This window comes from Eisenbergiella massiliensis (assembly GCF_003435485.1).
In genome coordinates this window covers 92725-111349 of sequence record NZ_QVLV01000011.1, presented here as the reverse complement: position 1 = coordinate 111349, position 18625 = coordinate 92725, and the positions used below count along the sequence as shown (strand labels likewise).

13 protein-coding genes are annotated in these 18625 nt (G+C 48.9%); all 13 read right to left on the bottom strand.

Annotated elements, in window-relative coordinates; translation table 11 throughout:
* Positions 1-8 precede the first annotated feature (8 nt).
* Entirely contained in the window at positions 9-1916 is a 1908-nt protein-coding gene (locus DXC51_RS29555) for a glycosyltransferase (protein ID WP_025490025.1), read from the bottom strand.
* A gap of 6 nt (positions 1917-1922) precedes the next feature.
* Positions 1923-2591, bottom strand: a complete 669-nt coding sequence (locus DXC51_RS16595; protein WP_025490026.1) for a hypothetical protein — start codon at positions 2589-2591, stop codon at positions 1923-1925.
* Between the two features lie 12 nt (positions 2592-2603).
* A complete protein-coding gene (locus tag DXC51_RS16590) occupies positions 2604-4856 on the bottom strand; it encodes a bifunctional diguanylate cyclase/phosphodiesterase (RefSeq protein ID WP_181970125.1) in 2253 nt (750 codons plus the stop codon).
* Between the two features lie 192 nt (positions 4857-5048).
* Positions 5049-7682, bottom strand: coding sequence for a pyruvate, phosphate dikinase (gene ppdK / locus DXC51_RS16585; RefSeq protein WP_021637454.1), 2634 nt, complete (start codon positions 7680-7682; stop codon positions 5049-5051).
* A 383-nt stretch (positions 7683-8065) separates the two neighbouring features.
* The gene (locus tag DXC51_RS16580; RefSeq protein WP_021637456.1) at positions 8066-9454 is read right to left on the bottom strand and encodes a glycine--tRNA ligase; all 1389 of its coding nucleotides are present in this window, start codon (positions 9452-9454) and stop codon (positions 8066-8068) included.
* A gap of 35 nt (positions 9455-9489) precedes the next feature.
* A complete protein-coding gene (locus tag DXC51_RS16575) occupies positions 9490-10086 on the bottom strand; it encodes an LptM family lipoprotein (protein WP_025490027.1) in 597 nt (198 codons plus the stop codon).
* Between the two features lie 81 nt (positions 10087-10167).
* Positions 10168-10815, bottom strand: coding sequence for a DNA repair protein RecO (gene recO / locus DXC51_RS16570; RefSeq protein ID WP_025490028.1), 648 nt, complete (start codon positions 10813-10815; stop codon positions 10168-10170).
* Positions 10816-11028: 213 nt separating this feature from the next.
* Positions 11029-11967, bottom strand: a complete 939-nt coding sequence (era, locus tag DXC51_RS16565; RefSeq protein WP_021637459.1) for a GTPase Era — start codon at positions 11965-11967, stop codon at positions 11029-11031.
* On the bottom strand, positions 11968-13107 hold the full coding sequence (locus DXC51_RS16560; protein ID WP_117531751.1) for a DUF4349 domain-containing protein: 1140 nt from the start codon (positions 13105-13107) through the stop codon (positions 11968-11970).
* Between the two features lie 23 nt (positions 13108-13130).
* Positions 13131-16049, bottom strand: coding sequence for an insulinase family protein (locus tag DXC51_RS16555; protein WP_117544957.1), 2919 nt, complete (start codon positions 16047-16049; stop codon positions 13131-13133).
* A 533-nt stretch (positions 16050-16582) separates the two neighbouring features.
* Positions 16583-17152: a biotin transporter BioY gene (locus tag DXC51_RS16545; RefSeq protein ID WP_081745442.1), complete on the bottom strand. Its 570-nt coding sequence runs from the start codon at positions 17150-17152 to the stop codon at positions 16583-16585.
* A gap of 252 nt (positions 17153-17404) precedes the next feature.
* Positions 17405-17818: a hypothetical protein gene (locus tag DXC51_RS16540; RefSeq protein ID WP_021637464.1), complete on the bottom strand. Its 414-nt coding sequence runs from the start codon at positions 17816-17818 to the stop codon at positions 17405-17407.
* Positions 17819-17866: 48 nt separating this feature from the next.
* Positions 17867-18616, bottom strand: a complete 750-nt coding sequence (locus tag DXC51_RS16535) for a sigma-70 domain-containing protein (RefSeq protein ID WP_025490031.1) — start codon at positions 18614-18616, stop codon at positions 17867-17869.
* Positions 18617-18625: the final 9 nt, after the last annotated feature.

The following is an 18625-nucleotide window of genomic DNA, read 5'->3' as shown; positions in this document are numbered from 1 at the left end:
TTTCTCCTCTAATTCCAATAGGCAGTGTTCATTCTGTCATATACGGTATCCATCAGCTCCACGGTCTGCTGCCGTTTGTTGGCACTTTCGGCAGGATACACCGGAGGGAGTATTTTCAGGGTAAGGCAGGGCCTGCGCTTCAGGATACCAATCAGGCCGCCGGGCTGTCTGTAGGAAATCACCATGGGAAGTACTGGCACGCCGGTTTCACAGGCGGTAAGGAAGGCTCCCCGTTTGAATCCGCGGATTCCCTGATAATAAGGATGCAGCACCACCTCCGGATAATAATGGAGCAGGTTCCCGTTCTGCACCCATTTCCCCGTCGCCTCCATAAAACGTTTGAAACCCTGCTTGCTCTCCGGAATTGGAATAGCGCCCAGCAGACGTATAATATGGCGTATCAGAGGTATCCGGAAGTTGGATTCCAGCGTGGGGAAACATACATTACGGCTGCGCAGCACATAGGAAACCATGATGCAATCCAGCAGATGCACATGATTGCATACGGTGACAGCCCCGCCCTTTATAGCCTTCAGATTTTCCTTTCCTTCTATTTTCAGCCCCCAGATAGGTTTGATTATCAGCGCTACCAGCAGGTAAATGATAAGGCGTATCAGCCCTCCGCCCAGGATAAACAGTGGATTTGCAGGAAAAAAATTATAATTTTCCCGCACCTTGAAACGGAAGGGCGTCCACATCTTAATCAGATGCTTTTCTTCATATACGACACCGTCCCTGCTCTTACCTTCCTCCGTGAATTTCCTGCAGTTTTCAATCCGCCGGTTTTCCCTGTGAAAATCTCTCAGTTCCTCTTCAAACATCTGCTCCATTTGCCGGACACAGCCGTCCAGAGCGAAATTCTTTCCATGTTCGCTGTATTCTGCTTCCATACGCGCGCGCTCTGCAGGTTCACTCAGCCAGTAATCGATCTTTGCGGCAAGATCGTCGCTGCTGCCGGCCTGGAACAGGCTTCTTTCATCCAGGGCAAACTGCGGAGTAGCCGATTTGGGGCTGTTGGCGATTACCGGGACGATGCCGCTGGAAAATGCCTCAATACAGGAGATAGCCTCTATTTCCGCATCTGCCGCATGGACATACAAATCCGTTTCGGAAAGCAGGTTCACCAGCTGTTCATGGGAGAAGAACCGCATGATTGGTTTATTGGTCAGCTTCCGGGAACGCAGGCGGTAGCTTCCGTATTTCAGCCCCTGTCCTGCAAGCACCAGCTGAATACGTGATTCATATCGGGATTTGGCGATGGCGTCAATCAGCACATCCTGCCGTTTTTCATTGGAAAGCCTGCCGATCATGAGCACAATGAATTTATCCTTAAGCTTATCTGATTTCTTCTTTTTCCGGTAAACAAAGTCCGGATCCACACCATTGGAAATCACATGCAGCTTTGCAGTGTAGTGATTCGCCTTCAATTCCTCCGCTATAAACGTGCTGGGGCAATGGATATGGCGGAAATTTTTATAAAAATTATCCCAGAAAAAACGGTACAGCCAGGTATTCACATTCTTCTGGCGGCCCAGATGCAGCGTATAGGTGATGTTCTCCGGCTGCACATGGAATGCGGCGGTATGGGGCACGCCCATTTCCTGGGCGATGTGCAGCCCCCTAATGCCGAGCCAGAAGGGAAGCAGGAAATGCACCAGATCCGCCCAGCCAATGGCTTCCTTAAGTACCTCTTCGTCCGGCTTTGCAAAAACCATTCCCTGCTTTGTTACGATATGGTGTACGATAGGCGGCAGGAAATATTCCTTCACCAGGTACTTACCATTGCCGGAATTTCCTGTACTGACCACTCTGACCTCATGCCCGTGTGCATTCAGCGTGTGCGCCAGGCGCTGGGCAGTCATTGTGGTTCCGTTATTTCCTCTGTCATATTGATCGATAACTAATAATATTTTCATATTTATTTACCAGGTATATTTCTTAAAATGCAGTTCTCTCAGGTCGCGCGCTATCAGATAAGCAGCGGCATTCACAAAGAGAAACACCAGCAGGTTTACCCTGAATCCATGGCTGCCGGGGATCAGCGCATTGATTAGGAGTGTCAAAAGAAGCCAGCCTCCGTATACCAGTATCTGGAAAAGCTTCTGTCTCATATGGAACAGCCTTTGGTAGAAATATTTGGATAAAAACCATGCAACCAGGGGAATGACAGCCAGTTCAAGCACATAAGTCAGGGACATGGGGATAAGCAGCACCGCATCCTTCCTGCCAGACAACGCCGAAGCTGCCACCACTGCAACAAGAAGCAGATGATAACAGCAAAATACCTGCACGGAACGCTCTAATGTAAAAATATACCTTTCATAGGCGGTCTGATGCTCTTGCATATTACCGGCTTTTTTCCGGGCATATTCCTCCGGCGGGCAGCCCAGCGCCTCCTCCATGGACTGTTCCTTTTTGATGGCGGCCTTTGCAGTTTTTACCAGTTCCTCCCTGTTTTTTTCCAGTTCATATGCACACATGCCTTCTTCCTGGAGATATTCGCTGATTTCTGTGATGATATCTCCATATTCTGGCTTCAGATATAAAATATCCTGTGCATTGCTCTTTCTAATTTTCGCATATCTGGACATTGCGTTTCTCCTCTATTCTTCCGTTTTTCCCGCTATAAACAGTTCAAAAGCATCTTCCGGCATGGGTTTTGCAAAATAATAGCCCTGACCGATATCACAGTGTATGGAATGTATGAATTCCGCCTGGGCCGCATCCTCCACCCCTTCCGTTACCGTAGTAATCTGAAGCTCCCGTGCCAAAGTGATGATATTTTTCATAATGATATCCCGCTTTTCCTTCTCAGCCGTGTCGGAAAGGAAAACTCTGTCCAGCTTCAGTTCGTCAATATCCAGCTCCTTTAAAATATTCAAAGAAGAATATCCGCTTCCGAAATCATCCATGGAAACGGCAAAGCCCATCTTGTGCAGTTCCCGGACAAGAACCTTCATTTCATCCAGATTATCCATGGTGATGCCTTCCGTTACTTCAAGAATGATACGGGAAGGATCACAATGGTATTTATGGATAATCCGCTGAATCTCATTCAGGTAATCCGCTTTATAGAACAGGATTCTTGACTGATTGACCGAAATACAGATATCGGCATACCCGTTTTTCTCAAGCCGTTTCAAAAAGGCACAGGCTTCCTCCAGCATATACATATCCAAATCAGTAATAAAACCGTTTTGTTCAAAAACAGGTATAAATTCGTCAGGATATATCAGGCTGCCGTCAGGACGTATCCAGCGCACAAGAGCCTCTGCACCGCAAACCGCCGAAGTATTCAGAAGGACCTTGGGCTGCAGGTACATTTTGAATTCCCTGTTATCCAGGGCAGCGTGCATGCACTGCTCGATTTCATTGCGCTTCACTTCTTTATCATGGAGGCCGTCGCCATAAAATACAGTGGTGCTGTCATGGTAGCCTTTTGCATTTTTCAGAGCCAGATTCGCCCGATCCCAGAAAACGTCAACGTTGATTTTATTGCTGAAGGACTCAATTATCTTTACGCCGCAGTTGCAGAGAATATGATACTCCTGCACATCGTCAAGCTGGCAGGAGGCAATGGTATCCACAAGCTGCTTCAGACGGTCCGTCAGGGCCTCTTTGCCGCTATAGTGCAGGAGCAGGGCGAAACGGTCAGAGTTGTCACGGCAACAGAATTCTTCCTCCTGAAGCATTTGGTTGCAGGTATTTGCAACATGCTGCAGAAGATAATCCCCCTTCTGATATCCAAACAGCTCGTTTACAAACTTAAAATTGGCAATATCCAGAAGAACCAGCGCATAATTGCTGTCCTTCTCCAATTTTGCAGAGGCCAGCTCCATAAATCGCGCCTTATTATAAAGCCCCGTCAGCTGATCATAATAGGCCATCCGCTGCATGGCGTTGCGGCTTCCGCGGATGATGATATAAATATAACTGAACAATAGAACGAGAAGCAGGATAATAACGGCAAAAATACAGATAATCATTCTCGTCATCTTAACAAAATTCGCATTCAGCGCGCTGCGGGGAACCATACATAAAATGTACCAGCCATTCTTGCCTATCGGGGTAAAAAACATCCAGTATTTTATCTTATTATAGGTAAACTGGGAAAAAAATTTGGCACCCTCCTGCAGCTTCGGCAGTATCTCCTCTTTATCACTGATTCCCAGGATAGCGGATTCAAAAATGCTCCGGATATCCCCCTCTTCCAATATCTGATGAGCGGATCGGATAATAAAATCCCCCTGCTCATTAATTATATGGAGATATGCATTCCCGCTGAATATGGGCTGATTGATGATTTCTGCAAAGGTTTCTGAGGAATTCGCTGCGGTAAGAGCGCCGATCAGCTCCCCATTTTTATAGACAGGGACCGCATAGCAGTTAACATAACCCTCTCCGAAATTATCCGGAAGGGTATCAGATACAGAGCTGCTACCTGCCAGGGCCTCCCGGATAAAGGCTTCTTCTCCAAGATAGACATTTTCCACCCGGACCCCCTGCATATCAACAAGATCTCCTCTTCCGTCGGGTTTGACAAATCCCATACGGATGAAATCATTCTGATAATTTTCTGTCTCCAGAATGTCCATAACCTTGTCCATATCCATGATATTGTTTCCGATTATGGTTGCCAGGGCCTCCAGCGTCTGCAGATTTCCTTCTATCTGCTTTATCATGGTATTCCTGTACTGCTCCGTCACTTCATCCAGATAACGTTCCGCTTCATTTTTCTGTGCCCTGCTTAAGGTTTCAAAAGCCAGAACTGCGGTTAAAACAAGTGCTGTAAGGATTCCTGCCGCTACGCTTACCGCCACGATAATCTGTTTTTTCAGGTTCCTGTCCTCTTTCATGGTCTTCTCCAAAAGCGAATGGTATTTCGCCTTTCCATGTATGTATTTGTTGTGCATAAATGTCAGACAATATGCTTATTATAACCTAACCGATCATTTTTGTACAGCTTATGAAAATTCAAAAAGGAAACCGCCGGCCGGACTGCCTGCGGTTTCCCTGAGAATCATCTGTTAATATAAAGTTTAAGAGCCTTAAGCATTCCTGCGGTTTTCTTTAATTGCCGCCTGTGCAGCTGCCAGTCTGGCAATCGGGACACGGAACGGTGAACAGGATACATAATTCAGGCCGATATTATGGCAGAATTCAATTGAGGAAGGATCTCCGCCATGCTCACCGCAGATGCCCAGCTTGATATCAGGACGTACCTTGCGTCCCTTATCAGCGGCCATCTTAATCAGCTGGCCTACGCCGTTCTGATCCAGTTTTGCAAAAGGATCGGCTTCGTAAATTTTGCTCTTATAGTAATCTACCAGGAATTTTCCGGCATCGTCCCGGGAGAAGCCGTAGGTCATCTGGGTCAGGTCATTGGTTCCGAAGGAGAAGAACTCCGCTTCTTCTGCGATTTCGTTGGCAAGAAGCGCCGCACGGGGAATTTCAATCATAGTTCCGATATGATAGTTAATGTCGGAATTTTTCTCCGCCTTTACTTTCTCTGCGGTTTCCACCACCACATCCTTGACGAATTTCAGTTCCTTCTTATCGCCTACAAGAGGAATCATAATTTCAGGAACAATATGGTAGCCGTTTTCTTCGTTTACTTCTATTGCCGCTTCCATAACGGCCCTGGTCTGCATCCTTGCAATTTCAGGATAGGTTACGGAAAGACGGCAGCCTCTGTGGCCCATCATGGGATTGAACTCATGCAGGCTGTCACAGGTAGCCTTTACTTCCGCTACAGTCAGGTTCATATCTCTTGCAAGATCTTCAAAATCCTTCTCCTCCGTGGGAACGAACTCATGAAGCGGGGGATCCAGAAAACGGATGGTAACAGGGTTGTCCTGCATTACCTCATAAATCCCTCTGAAATCACCCTTCTGGAAAGGAATCAGCTCATTCAGGGCTTCTTCCCTGGCTTCACAGGTGGTGGAAAGGATCATCTTACGGATCTTCGGAATACGTTCAGGATCAAAGAACATATGCTCCGTACGGCACAGGCCGATGCCTTCCGCGCCCAGCTTCAATGCATTGGCAGCATCCTCAGGGGTATCGGCATTGGTTCTTACCTTCAGCACACGGAAAGAATCCGCCCAGTTCATAATACGTCCGAAGTTGCCGCTGATGGTAGCATCTTCCGTTGCGATATCGCCGTCGTAAATCTTACCGGTAGAACCGTCAAGAGAAATATAATCTCCTTCATGATAAGTCTTGCCGCCAAGGCTGAATACTTTAGCTTCTTCATCCACTGTAATATCACCGCAGCCGGATATACATGCGGTGCCCATGCCTCTTGCCACAACAGCCGCATGGGAAGTCATTCCTCCGCGTACGGTAAGGATACCTTCGGCAGCATGCATTCCTTCAATATCCTCCGGTGATGTCTCAAGCCGTACAAGAATGACCCTCTCTCCCCTTTCATGGGCTTCCTTCGCTTCTTCCGCGGTAAAATAAACCTTGCCTGCAGCGGCGCCGGGAGATGCGGGAAGAGCCTGTCCGATAACGGTTCCGGCCTTCAGGGCATCCGGATCAAAGGTGGGATGCAAAAGCTGGTCCAGAGACTTGGCTTCAATACGGAGAACAGCTTCTTCAGGGGTAATCATGCCTTCGTCCACCAGATCGCAGGCAATCTGCAGAGCGGCGGGTGCCGTTCTCTTTCCGTTTCTGGTCTGCAGGAAGTAAAGCTTTCCTTCTTCAATGGTAAACTCCATGTCCTGCATATCCCTGTAGTGGTTTTCCAGCTTATTGGCTATTTCAATAAATTCTTTATAGCATTCGGGCAAATCCTGTTCCAGACGGGTAATGGGCTGGGGAGTCCTGATTCCGGCCACAACATCTTCGCCCTGTGCGTTGATGAGGTATTCTCCGTAAATTCCCCTGGCCCCTGTGGAAGGATTCCTGGTAAATGCAACACCGGTACCGGAAGTATCGCCCATATTTCCGAATACCATGGACTGTACGTTAACTGCTGTTCCCCAGTCGCCGGGGATATCGTTCATTCGGCGGTATACGATGGCACGTTCGTTGTCCCAGGAGCGGAACACAGCCTTTACGGCCTCCATCAGCTGGATCTTGGGATCCTGAGGGAAATCCTCGCCCATCTTGTCCTTGTAGATCGCTTTGAAGCGAGTGATGACTTCCTTCAGATCATCAGCGGTCAAATCCGTATCATAATGAGCGCTCTTGGCTTCTTTAATCTCGTCAAGAACCCTCTCAAACAATGATTTGGGCACTTCCATGACCACATCTGAAAACATCTGGATGAATCTCCGGTAAGAATCATACGCGAATCTGGGATTACCGGTCTTCTTTGCGAAGCCTTCCACGGAAATATCCGTCAGCCCCAGGTTAAGAATGGTGTCCATCATGCCCGGCATAGATGCCCTGGCACCTGAACGTACAGATACAAGCAGCGGGTTCTCGGTATCACCGAATTTCTTATTCTGGAGCTTCTCCAGTTCGGCGAGCGCGGCAAAAATCTGATCCTTAACTTCATCAGAAATCTGCTTTCCGTTGTTGTAGTAATCCGTACAGGCTTCGGTTGTTACCGTAAAGCCCTGCGGAATTGGAAGTCCCAGATTGGTCATTTCTGCCAGATTGGCTCCTTTTCCGCCAAGAAGATCGCGCATGTCCGCATTACCTTCTTTGAATGAATAAACCCATTTTGCCATCTAATCAGTTCCCCCTTTGAACGAAATATTTGGTATAGGTTTGCGGAACGTTTTTACGCGTTCCGCTCTCGTATTTCCATTATATCACAGTTCTTCCTGGAACGCACGTTAATTTTTGTTGTTTTTTTAATAAATTATAAATAATATATTCAAACTCCCAATAAAACATTCATTTGTGGTGCTGTTTTTTAAATTATTTTGTTGTTTTGCGCGATGCTTTATGTGGATTTTTCTGTTTTTATTATGTAACCGGTTTCTTTGAAAAAGGCTGACAGTGTCCGTTGTACACAGAAAAGTTGTACTATGGGTCGGGTCCATCAAAAAAAGCACCCTGCCTGCTGCAGGATGCTTTTATCCAATGGTAAAACAGTTGTCTTTCTATATCAGAAGTCGAATTTATCTGCAAAATAAGCGTCCAGCTGATCGATGGCCACTCTCTCCTGTTCCATGGAATCACGGAAACGCACGGTTACACAGTGATCTTCCTCGGAATCAAAATCGTAGGTTACGCAGAAAGGAGTACCGATTTCATCCTGACGGCGGTAGCGCTTTCCGATGTTTCCTCTGTCATCGAATTCACAGTTGTACTTTTTGGAAAGCTGCTCATAAATTTTCTCAGCGCCCTCGTTCAGCTTTTTGGAAAGGGGCAGGATACCGATTTTCACAGGAGCAAGCGCGGGATGGAAATGGAGCACGGTACGCACATCCCCCTCACCGATCTCTTCCTCATCGTAAGCTGCGCAAAGGAAAGCCAGCACAACACGGTCCGCTCCCAGGGAAGGTTCGATAACGTAAGGAATATATTTGATATTCTTCTGATCGTCAAAGTAAGACAGATCCTGTCCGGAAACATTGGCATGCTGGGTAAGGTCGTAGTCCGTTCTGTCGGCAATGCCCCACAGCTCGCCCCAGCCGAAGGGGAACAGGAACTCAATATCCGTAGTCGCTTTGGAATAGAAGGAAAGCTCTTCCTTATCATGGTCACGGACACGCATTTCTTCAGGTTTGATTCCCAGGGTCTGCAGCCAGTCGATACAGAACTGCTTCCAGTAAGCAAACCATTCCAGATCAGTGTCGGGCTCACAGAAGAATTCCAGCTCCATCTGCTCAAATTCACGGGTACGGAAGGTAAAGTTTCCGGGAGTGATTTCGTTACGGAAGGATTTGCCCACCTGGCCGATGCCGAAGGGAATCTTCTTTCTGGAGGTACGCTGTACGTTTTTGAAGTTCACAAAAATACCCTGTGCGGTTTCAGGACGAAGGTAAACCGTATTCTTCGCATCCTCGGTAACGCCCTGGAAGGTCTTGAACATCAGGTTAAACTGACGGATATCCGTAAAATTATGTTTGCCGCAGCTCGGGCAGGGAATGTTATGTTCTTTAATGAAATTCATCATTTTTTCCTGATCCCAGCCGTCAACGGAGCCGTCCAGCTCTATGCCGTTGTCCGCAGCGTAATCTTCAATTATTTTGTCCGCACGGAAACGCTCGTGGCATTCCTTACAGTCCATCAGCGGATCGGAAAAGCCGCCCAGATGGCCGCTGGCCACCCATGTCTGAGGGTTCATGAGAATGGCGCAGTCAACACCCACATTATAAGGATTTCCGGTGATGAATTTCTGCCACCATGCCTTCTTCACATTATTTTTCAGCTCCACGCCCAGGTTGCCGTAATCCCATGTATTGGCAAGGCCTCCGTAAATTTCGGACCCGGGGTATACAAAGCCTCTCGCTTTGGCCAGAGCCACAATTTTTTCCATTGTCTTTTCCATTTTTTCTCCTCCTGCTTTATCCGTTATGCTTCTTTCTATTTAAATATGATATAGGAAAGGGATTCCCCATTTGTCACCGTTGCCGTCCGGTCATCCGGTCCCATGGTCACATCATCGCTGATGTAGAGTATGTCGCCATAGGTTTTCACCGTGGTGGTTTCCCTTACGACTGCGATATGCTTCTCTCCCATGTCCAGAATATCCTGTTTGTTTATTGTCGCGCCTTCCTCTTTGACGCTGTTAAGCGTAATGTCAAGATCGTATCCTGCATTGAAGGCATCCTTTACCGTACCTGAGAAAAGCGCCTGACGGTACAGGCCTGTGTAATCCTCCGACTTCCTGAAGGTCATTACCAGATGGACAACGCCGTCCGTCACTTCCGCGGACTGCAGCTTGATATTATCGCTGCCGGCGCTTTCGTTATATCCCGCAATCATGCTTTCTGTAGTGGATTTCAGTTCATCCAGATCATAATAGCTTTCACTGAAGTCTTCTATGATGGATTGGACGATTTCTCCGTTTTTCTTTAATTCCAGTGTCGTAGTTTCCTCTTCCTCCGCTTTGGATCCACAGCCTGAAAGTAGCAAGGCCGCACCCAGAACGGTAAGAAGGAACAAATTCATTTTTTTCATACTTGCTCCCAACCTTTGCCGTATGTCTGCCATATCCTAAACATTATATCCGACCTATCCCGGATTTTCAACCAAAACTTGTCAAAGGCTTTTGAGTATCTCCAGGCTTTTAAAGTTTCCATCCAGCGATTGTCTGCAATAATAAGCGGCCAGCCGGCCCAGTTCCTGAAGGACCGGGGGCGTGACCGTAAATGTGTAGAGCTTTTCAACCGGCGAATTTACAATATACGATACGGCATACAGAGTGGACTCCAAAAGTTTGTCCCCATTGGGGATTCCCGGGAACTCTCCATTGATCGCAACCGTCTTGATTTCGAATATGTAGCGGACCAGCTCGTGGGCCAGGCTCTTTGCGCACAGGGCGCGCAGAGACTGGTACAGCAGCTTCAGCAGTTCCCTTTCGTCGTTGTTTTCCCTGGTGCAGTAATCACATACTTCCAGAAAATACATTCCGTAATAGGCCCCTTCATAATCTGAGCGGAGGCCTTCAAAATAATTGGAGATGAAGGTCTCCGCCAGTGTATAGGAGGAACGGCCGGCATACAGCCGGAATTCGCCGAAGGAGAAGGGATTGGTGGAGGCCATAAAACGGTTGTTCTGTTTCCTGGCCCCTCTGGCAAAGGCGGCTATCTTGCCCCGCTCCTTCGTCAGGATCACTACCCTTCTGTCATATTCCCCGATAGGTTCCGCTTTCAGTATGAGTCCTGTCACTGTGAGCAACTCCTGCATTCTTGTCTGCTTCCCGCCCTTCCCTTTCGTCTTTTTCCGCAGTAGACGCGGCGTACCTGAGATAATCCTCTACTTTTCCTGTTGCGCAAAAACTTTTCCAGTTGTCTAAATCGCTCATCCTTCACCCAGTCCTCTTCTGTTTTTTGTGAGAGCACCAGGCTCCCTAAAGGCACTACAATAAGTACTCTATTAGGGTTCGCTTTTTTGGATTTTCTATTCGGCGTCTTTCGGATTGTAGCCAAAATTTTTCAAAAGGAAATCACTGTCGCGCCAGTCCTTTTTCACCTTGACCCAGAGCTGGAGATTCACCTTGCACTGGAGCATATCCTCTATTTCCGGACGGGCCTTGGAGCCGATTGTCTTAAGCATCTGGCCGCCCTTACCGATGATGATTCCCTTATGGGAATCCTTTTCGCAGATGATGGTAGCGTCGATATCCACAATATTTTTCCGGTATTTCATGCTCTCAATGGCCACTGCAATGCCATGGGGAATTTCTTCGCTCAGGCACCGGAGGGCCTTTTCCCTTATCAGCTCGGCCACAATCTGGCGTTCCGGCTGATCCGTGACCGTATCCTCGTCATAAAAGGGCTGGCCGTAGGGCAGATATTTGAAAATACAGGAAATCAGCGTGTCCGTATTGGTGCCGCAGCGGGCGGATACAGGCACAACCTCCGCAAAATCCAGTTCTTTGCGGTAGGTGTCAATGGCAGGGAGCACATCCTCTTTTTTTACGGTATCCGTTTTGTTGATGACAAGGATGATGGGTGTCTTTGTTTTCTTCAGCTGCTCTATGATGTGGCGCTCCCCTGCCCCGATGTAGGTGGTGGGCTCCACCAGCCAGAGAATGACGTCCACATCGCCCAGCGTGCCTTCGGCGGCCTTGAGCATATAGTCGCCCAGCTTGTTCTTGGCGCGGTTGATTCCGGGGGTATCCAGAAATACGATCTGGCCTTCGTCAGAAGTATATACGGCCTGGATGCGGTTTCTGGTCGTCTGGGGCTTGTTGGAGGTGATGGATATTTTCTGGCCCACCAGACGGTTCATCAGGGTGGATTTTCCCACATTGGGGCGCCCTATCAGCGTGGCAAATCCGGATTTGTATTTTTCATTTACCGGCTTGCCGGCTGAAAGCAGTTCCTCTAAGTCCATTTAGTGTTTCTCCTCATTCTTTTTGGTTTCCGGTACGTCCGTTTTACCTTCCTTATCCGGGGCCGTGGGAGCCGGAGCGGCTTCCCGGGCCGGATTCCTGTTGTCCGGACCTCCTGTGGGAGGTGCGAAAGGCTCCTGCCTGCTTCCTGGAACGGCAAAACGGGGATCGTTTTGCTGCATGGGACCGGGACGATACGGCGTTCCGTATTTTTTCCGGTTCTCTTCTTCCCGCTTTCTGGTAATGCGGATTATGATTCTTAAAATAATTATAATAATCAGAATGATAATAACAAATACGAAGAGAACGGGCAAGGAAATTATGAAGCCGATTCCAAATTCTTTTAATCCATGTCCGACACGGTACATATTTTCCGAAAATCCGGTGCGGATCCGTTCCCAGGTTCCTTTTTCTTCCTGGGGAGTCAGGCGTGTCACTTCGTTTATGTACAGATACACGGTGCTGTAGTTCACCTGATTATCCATGGAACGAAGCTGCGCTTCCATGCTTTCCAGCTGGTAACGGACTTCGGTAAGACGGCTTTCCAGGGTAATGATGTCTTCAATGGTTTCCGCCTGCTCCATCAGCGAAAGCAGCCGTTCCTGCTCCTGCCTGAGCATTTTCCTGTGGCTTTCCAGATCCACATACTGGAGCGTGACGTCTTCCACCGATTCCTGGCGGGAAATCACATTGGATACCTCGTCCACACGGGTAACAAAGGAATCCAGCTGATCGGCGGGAATGCGAAGCGTCAGGTTTGCGCTGCGGCCGCCGATGCTGTTTTCGTTATAGGACTCAAACTGTTCAATATATCCGCCCAGCGCGACCACCTGTTCCTGGATGTCGGTTACCAGCTGTGTGTAGTCTTCTGTTTCCACGGTCATATTTACGTTTTTAATGAGTTTTCTGCCGGAAGCCGCTTTTTCATCAAGCTGTGCGCCGGATTCCTCCGGCGCCGCCTCTTCGGGATCCATTTCCGCGGAATAATTGGAATATACGCCGCCGGCATCATAAGCAGCTGCCTGGCCGGTGGAAATGTCTTCCGTTGTGTTTGATTTGCTGCTGCTTCCGCAGGCGGCAAAAATAAGGGAAAGCAGGCAGGCTGCCGCCGCTGCGGTAATTCGTTTCATCCGTTTTTTCATAAGAGTCCCTCCCGTATCGGTCTTTAATACAGATTTTCCAGTGTTTCAAACATCTCCTGTTCTTCTTTGATTTTAGCATCATTTCCCACAACGCAGATACAGTCGGCTTCCATAAAAGCCCTGATATGCGCGGCCAGGGAACGGATAGCGGCGGCGTTGGCGCCAAGCAGCTCATCCCGTTCCCGCTGATAGTCTTCGAAGGTCTGATTGGTCAGGTAAGCGCTCATGGCACGCAGCCCCTTTGCCGCAGGATTCATGGGGGTATCCATTTCGCTGATGGCTCCGATGATATACTGGGTCATGGTCCTCTCGTCTCCGTCAAAGCCTTCCACGAATGCAGCGGCACGCTCATACACCTGTACCGTACTCTTCAGGTTCGGATCACGGTAGGATACGAAATAGCTGTCCCCGCTCTTGCCGAAAGCACACATACAGCCATAGGCGCCGCCCTTGACGCGGACCTCCTGCCACAGATATTCGTAGCTCATCATCACCTTCAGCACCCGCAGCGCGCCTGTATAGGAAAGGCCTTTGCTGATGAAATTACCGGCGCGGCATACATACTGTACCTGGGATGCGGACATAAAGCCTTCATTTTTCCTGACAGGCTCAATGAGAAAAGGTCTGTGCTCCACAGGCTCTGTGTGAAGCGACTTTTTCACCTGTCCGGCCAGGCTGATGAATTCTTCGTAGTGATCCTGTGTGCCCACATAGTCAAGCAGCAGGTTCTCCGGACGGAAAATATACTTCATCAGGGCTTCCAGCTTGTTCTGCAGATCCTCTCTGCAGCTGTCAAAATTCTTCTCCAGATAATCCACCAGGCGGTAAAAAGGCATGCCGTTGATCTGCTCCTGAATGGCCGCAGGCCTGGAAAAATAAGACATGGCTCTGCTTGCGGCAACGGAATGTCCTGCGGAGATCAGGTTGGACTGCAGCCTTGATTTTAATTCCGCCAGGATTTCATACAGCCGCTTTCCATCGTCGAAACGGGATTTCAGCATGATTTCCTGAACCAGCTCCACTGTTTTGGGAAGATTGTCCTCCAGTGTCTTGGCTTTTATTTCAAAGGTGACTCTGCATTCGGAAAGTTTCTTCGCATTGGTGAAGAAATTGGTGACCGGAACGATACCGCCGGTCTCCATGTTGATTTCATGGAACAGCTCCCCGTAAGTGAAGTTTTCGGTATCCACATAGCCGAGCACGGATTTCAGAATGCCGATATAGGGGAACAGATCCTCCGGCACCTGCCCCACGTCAAACAGGAAACGCAGGTAGCTGATATGGTTGGTGAAAATATCATGATACATCACTGTGGTATCACCCATGCTGCGGATATCATTAATAAGCGGCTCCGCTTCTTTGCGGATATCCTCACGCTTCAAAAGGGGAATCGTTTCCAGCGCTTCTTTGGAATCCGGCGTTTCCTGGTATTCCAGCAGCGCGTGGGTTTCTTCTACGATTTCCCCGATCTGCGCCGGATCCATGCTTTCCTTTAAGGCAGCCAGCTTTTCCTTCAAAAGCTTCTCCCTCTCTTCTGCCAGCCCTTTTTTGGGGGACAGGGTGAGAATGCTCTTGTGTGTATTGTGGATCATGCATTTATCAATCAATTCTTCAAAATAATCGGTTTCGGCCTTTTCACGCAGCGCTTTGTAGGTTTCTCCCGCTTCGATATGGATGAAGGGCAAGGCATCATCGTAAAGCCAGCTGTCAAGCACCTGAAGCCCATACATCAGTCCCGCAGGATACGAACCGAAGTCTGCCTCCCTGTAACGGAATTCGTAATAATTCAGTCCGGCGCGCAGCGCTTTTTTATCAATTCCTTCTTTTGCAAGGCAGGAAAGCTCTTTTTCGATGCATTCCACAAATTCCTCCCTGCGGTCCAGGTTGGCATTTTTTGCCACGATGGTAAAATAGGACTGGCGGATGCCGCTTTCGTAGTAGCTGTAAATATCCTTGCCGATCCCTTTATCCAGAAGCGCCTGCTTCAGGGGCGCGCCGGGAGCGCTGCAGAGGGCATAGTCAAGAATCTGGAAGGCGATATACTGTTCTCTGTCCAGGCTGTCTCCCACTACCATGTTATAGGTCAGGTAGGTGTTGTCCTCCTCGGGTTCATTTTCCGTAATGGGGTAAAACTTTCCGGCCTCCACGCATTTGTCAAAGGGCTTCTGGAAGGCCACCTCGGAATCTACGGAAAAACGGTCAAAATGAGACAGATAGGCCTGATCCAAATACTCCAGCTTCTCGACTATGTCCATATTTCCATAGAGGTAAATATAGCTGTTGGCCGGATGGTAATACCTTCTGTGAAAATCCAGGAACTGCTCATAGGTCAGGTCGGGGATCGCTTCCGGATCACCGCCGGATTCGTTGGAATAGGTGGTGTCCGGGAAAAGTGTGTTGGTGATTTCACGTTCCAGCACGTCGTCGGGGGAAGAAAATGCCCCCTTCATTTCATTATATACAACACCGTTTATGGTCAGCTCATCCTCAGGGCTTTCCATTTCATAGTGCCAGCCTTCCTGTTCGAAGATTTTGCGTTCCGTATAGATATTGGGATAGAAAACCGCGTCCAGGTATACGTGCATCAGGTTCTGGAAATCCTTGTCATTGCAGCTGGCGATGGGATATACGGTTTTATCGGGATAGGTCATGGCGTTCAGGAAGGTATTCAGGCTTCCCTTGGCCAGCTCAATAAAAGGGTCTTTTACCGGGAAATCCCTGCTTCCTTCCAGTACGGAATGCTCCAGGATGTGGGCAACGCCGGTGCTGTCCTCAGGCGGGGTACGGAAGCCGATATAAAATACTTTATTTTCATCATCATTGGAAAGCAGCGCAAGACGGGCTCCGCTTTTTTTGTGCTCCAGCAGGTAGCTCATGGAGTTCAGGTCTTCGATTTTTTTCTTTTCTACGAGTCTGTAGCTTGTCAGTTCTTCAATTTTCATGCAATTATGTCTCCTACTCTTTTACCCATTCCGGATGCGGCGGTTGGCAGAATCCGGTAATATTCTTCAGTATATCACTTTTCGTAAGTTTTATAAAGGTAATTTCCTGAGGGTGAGCCGGGGTGGGCCGCCGATAATGAGAGAGTCCTGTGGGGCGCAGGGCGCAATGGAAAAGGGCGGGGCCGGGGAGAGGGGGTTTTCAGGTTCCAGTCACCCCGGGCATTGCGATGAGCCTTGGGCGAAAAATTATGTCAGGTGTGCCTTCCATAATTTTTAAGTCTCATCTTCATGGGCTGAAAAGGAACCTGAAAACACCCTCTCCCCGGCCCCGCCCTTTTCCATTGCGCCCCGCGCCCCATAGGACTCTCTCATTATCGGCGGCAGGCAGGTTGTGTAGTGAGGAAGGGATGAAAGGGAGCTTTGGAGCTGTAGAAATGTCCGCTGAGGGAGAAAATGGGGAAGGAAAAGCCGGAAGTGTGGGCTTCCGGCAAGAATTTGAGGTGAGTTTTTATTTAGGGGGGTGGCGCAAGAGATTACAGGGGGGCTTTTTTGGGGGCCTGGGGAGGGAGGATGGCGGCTCGGAGGAGTTGTTTCCTTATCTGGAGTCCGAGGGCGTAGGCGAGGATAAGGGACAGGATGTCTTTGGGCAGGTAGGGGACGGATACCAGGAGGGCTGACTCGGGGAAGTTCATGCCTGTGAGGAAGCTGAACTGGAGGGTGCCCAGGAGGTGGCAGGCGATGAGGCCGATAAGGCCGGCTGCAACTCCGAGGGGCTTATTTTTCAGTGTGGCTCCGGCTCCGCAGAGGAGGGCGAGGAAGAGAAAGCCCCAGATGAAGCCGCCTGTTTTTCCGGCAATGATGGCGAGGCCTCCGGTGAAGTTTGAAAATACGGGGACTCCTACTGCTCCCAGAAGTATGTATATGCCGGTTGCGGCTGTTCCGAGCCTGGCTCCAAGGACCGCGCCTGTTAACGCTATGGCAAAGGTCTGGAGTGTGATGGGGACGCCTGAAGGCATGGGAATGGCTATCTGGGCAAGCACCGCTATGACGGCGGCAAACATGCCTGTGATGACTATGGTTTTTGTTGTTAATTTTCTTTCCATTTTTTTGTTCTCCCTGTCTGGGAATTTCTCCCTTGTTTTCCGGAAAAGCAGAAATAGACTTTCTTCCGGTTATGGTGAAAGTCTATCATTATTTTTTGCGATTGTCAACCAGATATTTCATATGGTTGACAATTGTTTTTATTCCCGCGAGCAACGAGCCAAGTAGCCAGCTTGCATGGATATTTGGCGACTGCCGCGAGGGTCAGATACCCCGTTGCTTGCAACGGGGTATTTGATTCAGTTAATGCACGCTTATACGACGATGGCGCCAAGGCCAAGCTTGCTGATGTGCATTTCTTCCACAATGGTGGTGTCTTTTTTGTCGTGGAGTTCTTTGCTGGCTACGATTTCTTCGATGGAGTATTCCCGGTTGACATAGCCGGCTTTTTTGTGTTTGCGGCCGTCTGCGGGCTGCCATACGCTCATTTTAAAGCGGGCCTTCATTTTCTTGCAGGCCTTGAAGGAGGCGCTGTCGGGAGTCATGTAGAAAATGTGGTTTTCCGGGGTGGTATCGGGGGCTACCTCGGTGAGGAGAATGCGGACAATGACCTCCTTCAGCTTGTGAGGGACGTTGTCATCCTCAAGCATTTCCTCGTAGGTATATCTGGCTCCGATATAAACGTTGGTTAAATCCTGTATTACGTATTTAAAATCCTGGTCTGCCATAGGGTATCCTTCTGTCCGGTGGGACATTTCAGTATTGTACAGTGTATGTTACAGCTGGGTTCCAGAGGTATCAATGTCTTCTATGCTGTCTCCGGAAAACTGGACGGCTTCTTTGATTTCATACAGGGTCATGCCCGTTTCGTCGGCCAGCTCCTGTATGGTAACCTTGCGCCCCAGGCTTTCCGCAAGCTCTTTGGCCTGGTCTGCCACCTGGTTCACCTTTTCCGCCATTTTATTGCCGGTTTCTTTTTCCTGGACGTTTACGGTGATATAGTTTTCCATGGCTTCCATAATCATGCTTCCCAGCATTCCCTGGGCTTCCGCGGCATTGGATGCGGTCTCCAGCATTTCCACCGCCATGGTAAGCGCCACATTGCCTTCTCCGATGAGATCCTCAAGCAATGCGCCCTGTCCGGCATAAAGCTTGGAAAGATCTACCACCTGGGGCAGATAGATTTCAATCAGTTTCTGCTTGGCATCCATATCTCCTGCCATGGCGGAAAGAGTAACTGCTTCTCTTTCACCTTCTGTAAGCTCCTCCAGGAGCGCGAGGCTTTCCAGATAGGAGTCCAGATAATTGATTTCCTCTTCCGACAGGTAATCCTCAAGAGGAAGGGGCTCTCCGATGCCTATTTTCTGGTTTTTCAGATAATCGTATACCATCTCCAGCTGCTTGTCATCAAAACCCAAAGGGGCAAAGGCTTCCTTTACCTGTTCTTCACTGATGCAGTTTCCCTGCTGTCTTGCGAGCTGTTTTATTTCTTCCAGCGTTTTTGCAAACTGCTGTTCCTGATTCATAATAGTCTC

Bases quoted from the DNA above. Each gene is read 5' to 3' on its own strand.
- DXC51_RS29555 (WP_025490025.1), bottom strand. From the start codon at position 1,916: ATGAAAATATTATTAGTTATCGATCAATATGACAGAGGAAATAACGGA.
- DXC51_RS16595 (WP_025490026.1), bottom strand. From the start codon at position 2,591: ATGTCCAGATATGCGAAAATTAGAAAGAGCAATGCACAGGATATTTTA.
- DXC51_RS16590 (WP_181970125.1), bottom strand. From the start codon at position 4,856: ATGAAAGAGGACAGGAACCTGAAAAAACAGATTATCGTGGCGGTAAGC.
- ppdK (WP_021637454.1), bottom strand. From the start codon at position 7,682: ATGGCAAAATGGGTTTATTCATTCAAAGAAGGTAATGCGGACATGCGC.
- DXC51_RS16580 (WP_021637456.1), bottom strand. From the start codon at position 9,454: ATGGAAAAGACAATGGAAAAAATTGTGGCTCTGGCCAAAGCGAGAGGC.
- DXC51_RS16575 (WP_025490027.1), bottom strand. From the start codon at position 10,086: ATGAAAAAAATGAATTTGTTCCTTCTTACCGTTCTGGGTGCGGCCTTG.
- recO (WP_025490028.1), bottom strand. From the start codon at position 10,815: ATGCAGGAGTTGCTCACAGTGACAGGACTCATACTGAAAGCGGAACCT.
- era (WP_021637459.1), bottom strand. From the start codon at position 11,967: ATGGACTTAGAGGAACTGCTTTCAGCCGGCAAGCCGGTAAATGAAAAA.
- DXC51_RS16560 (WP_117531751.1), bottom strand. From the start codon at position 13,107: ATGAAAAAACGGATGAAACGAATTACCGCAGCGGCGGCAGCCTGCCTG.
- DXC51_RS16555 (WP_117544957.1), bottom strand. From the start codon at position 16,049: ATGAAAATTGAAGAACTGACAAGCTACAGACTCGTAGAAAAGAAAAAA.
- DXC51_RS16545 (WP_081745442.1), bottom strand. From the start codon at position 17,152: ATGGAAAGAAAATTAACAACAAAAACCATAGTCATCACAGGCATGTTT.
- DXC51_RS16540 (WP_021637464.1), bottom strand. From the start codon at position 17,818: ATGGCAGACCAGGATTTTAAATACGTAATACAGGATTTAACCAACGTT.
- DXC51_RS16535 (WP_025490031.1), bottom strand. From the start codon at position 18,616: ATGAATCAGGAACAGCAGTTTGCAAAAACGCTGGAAGAAATAAAACAG.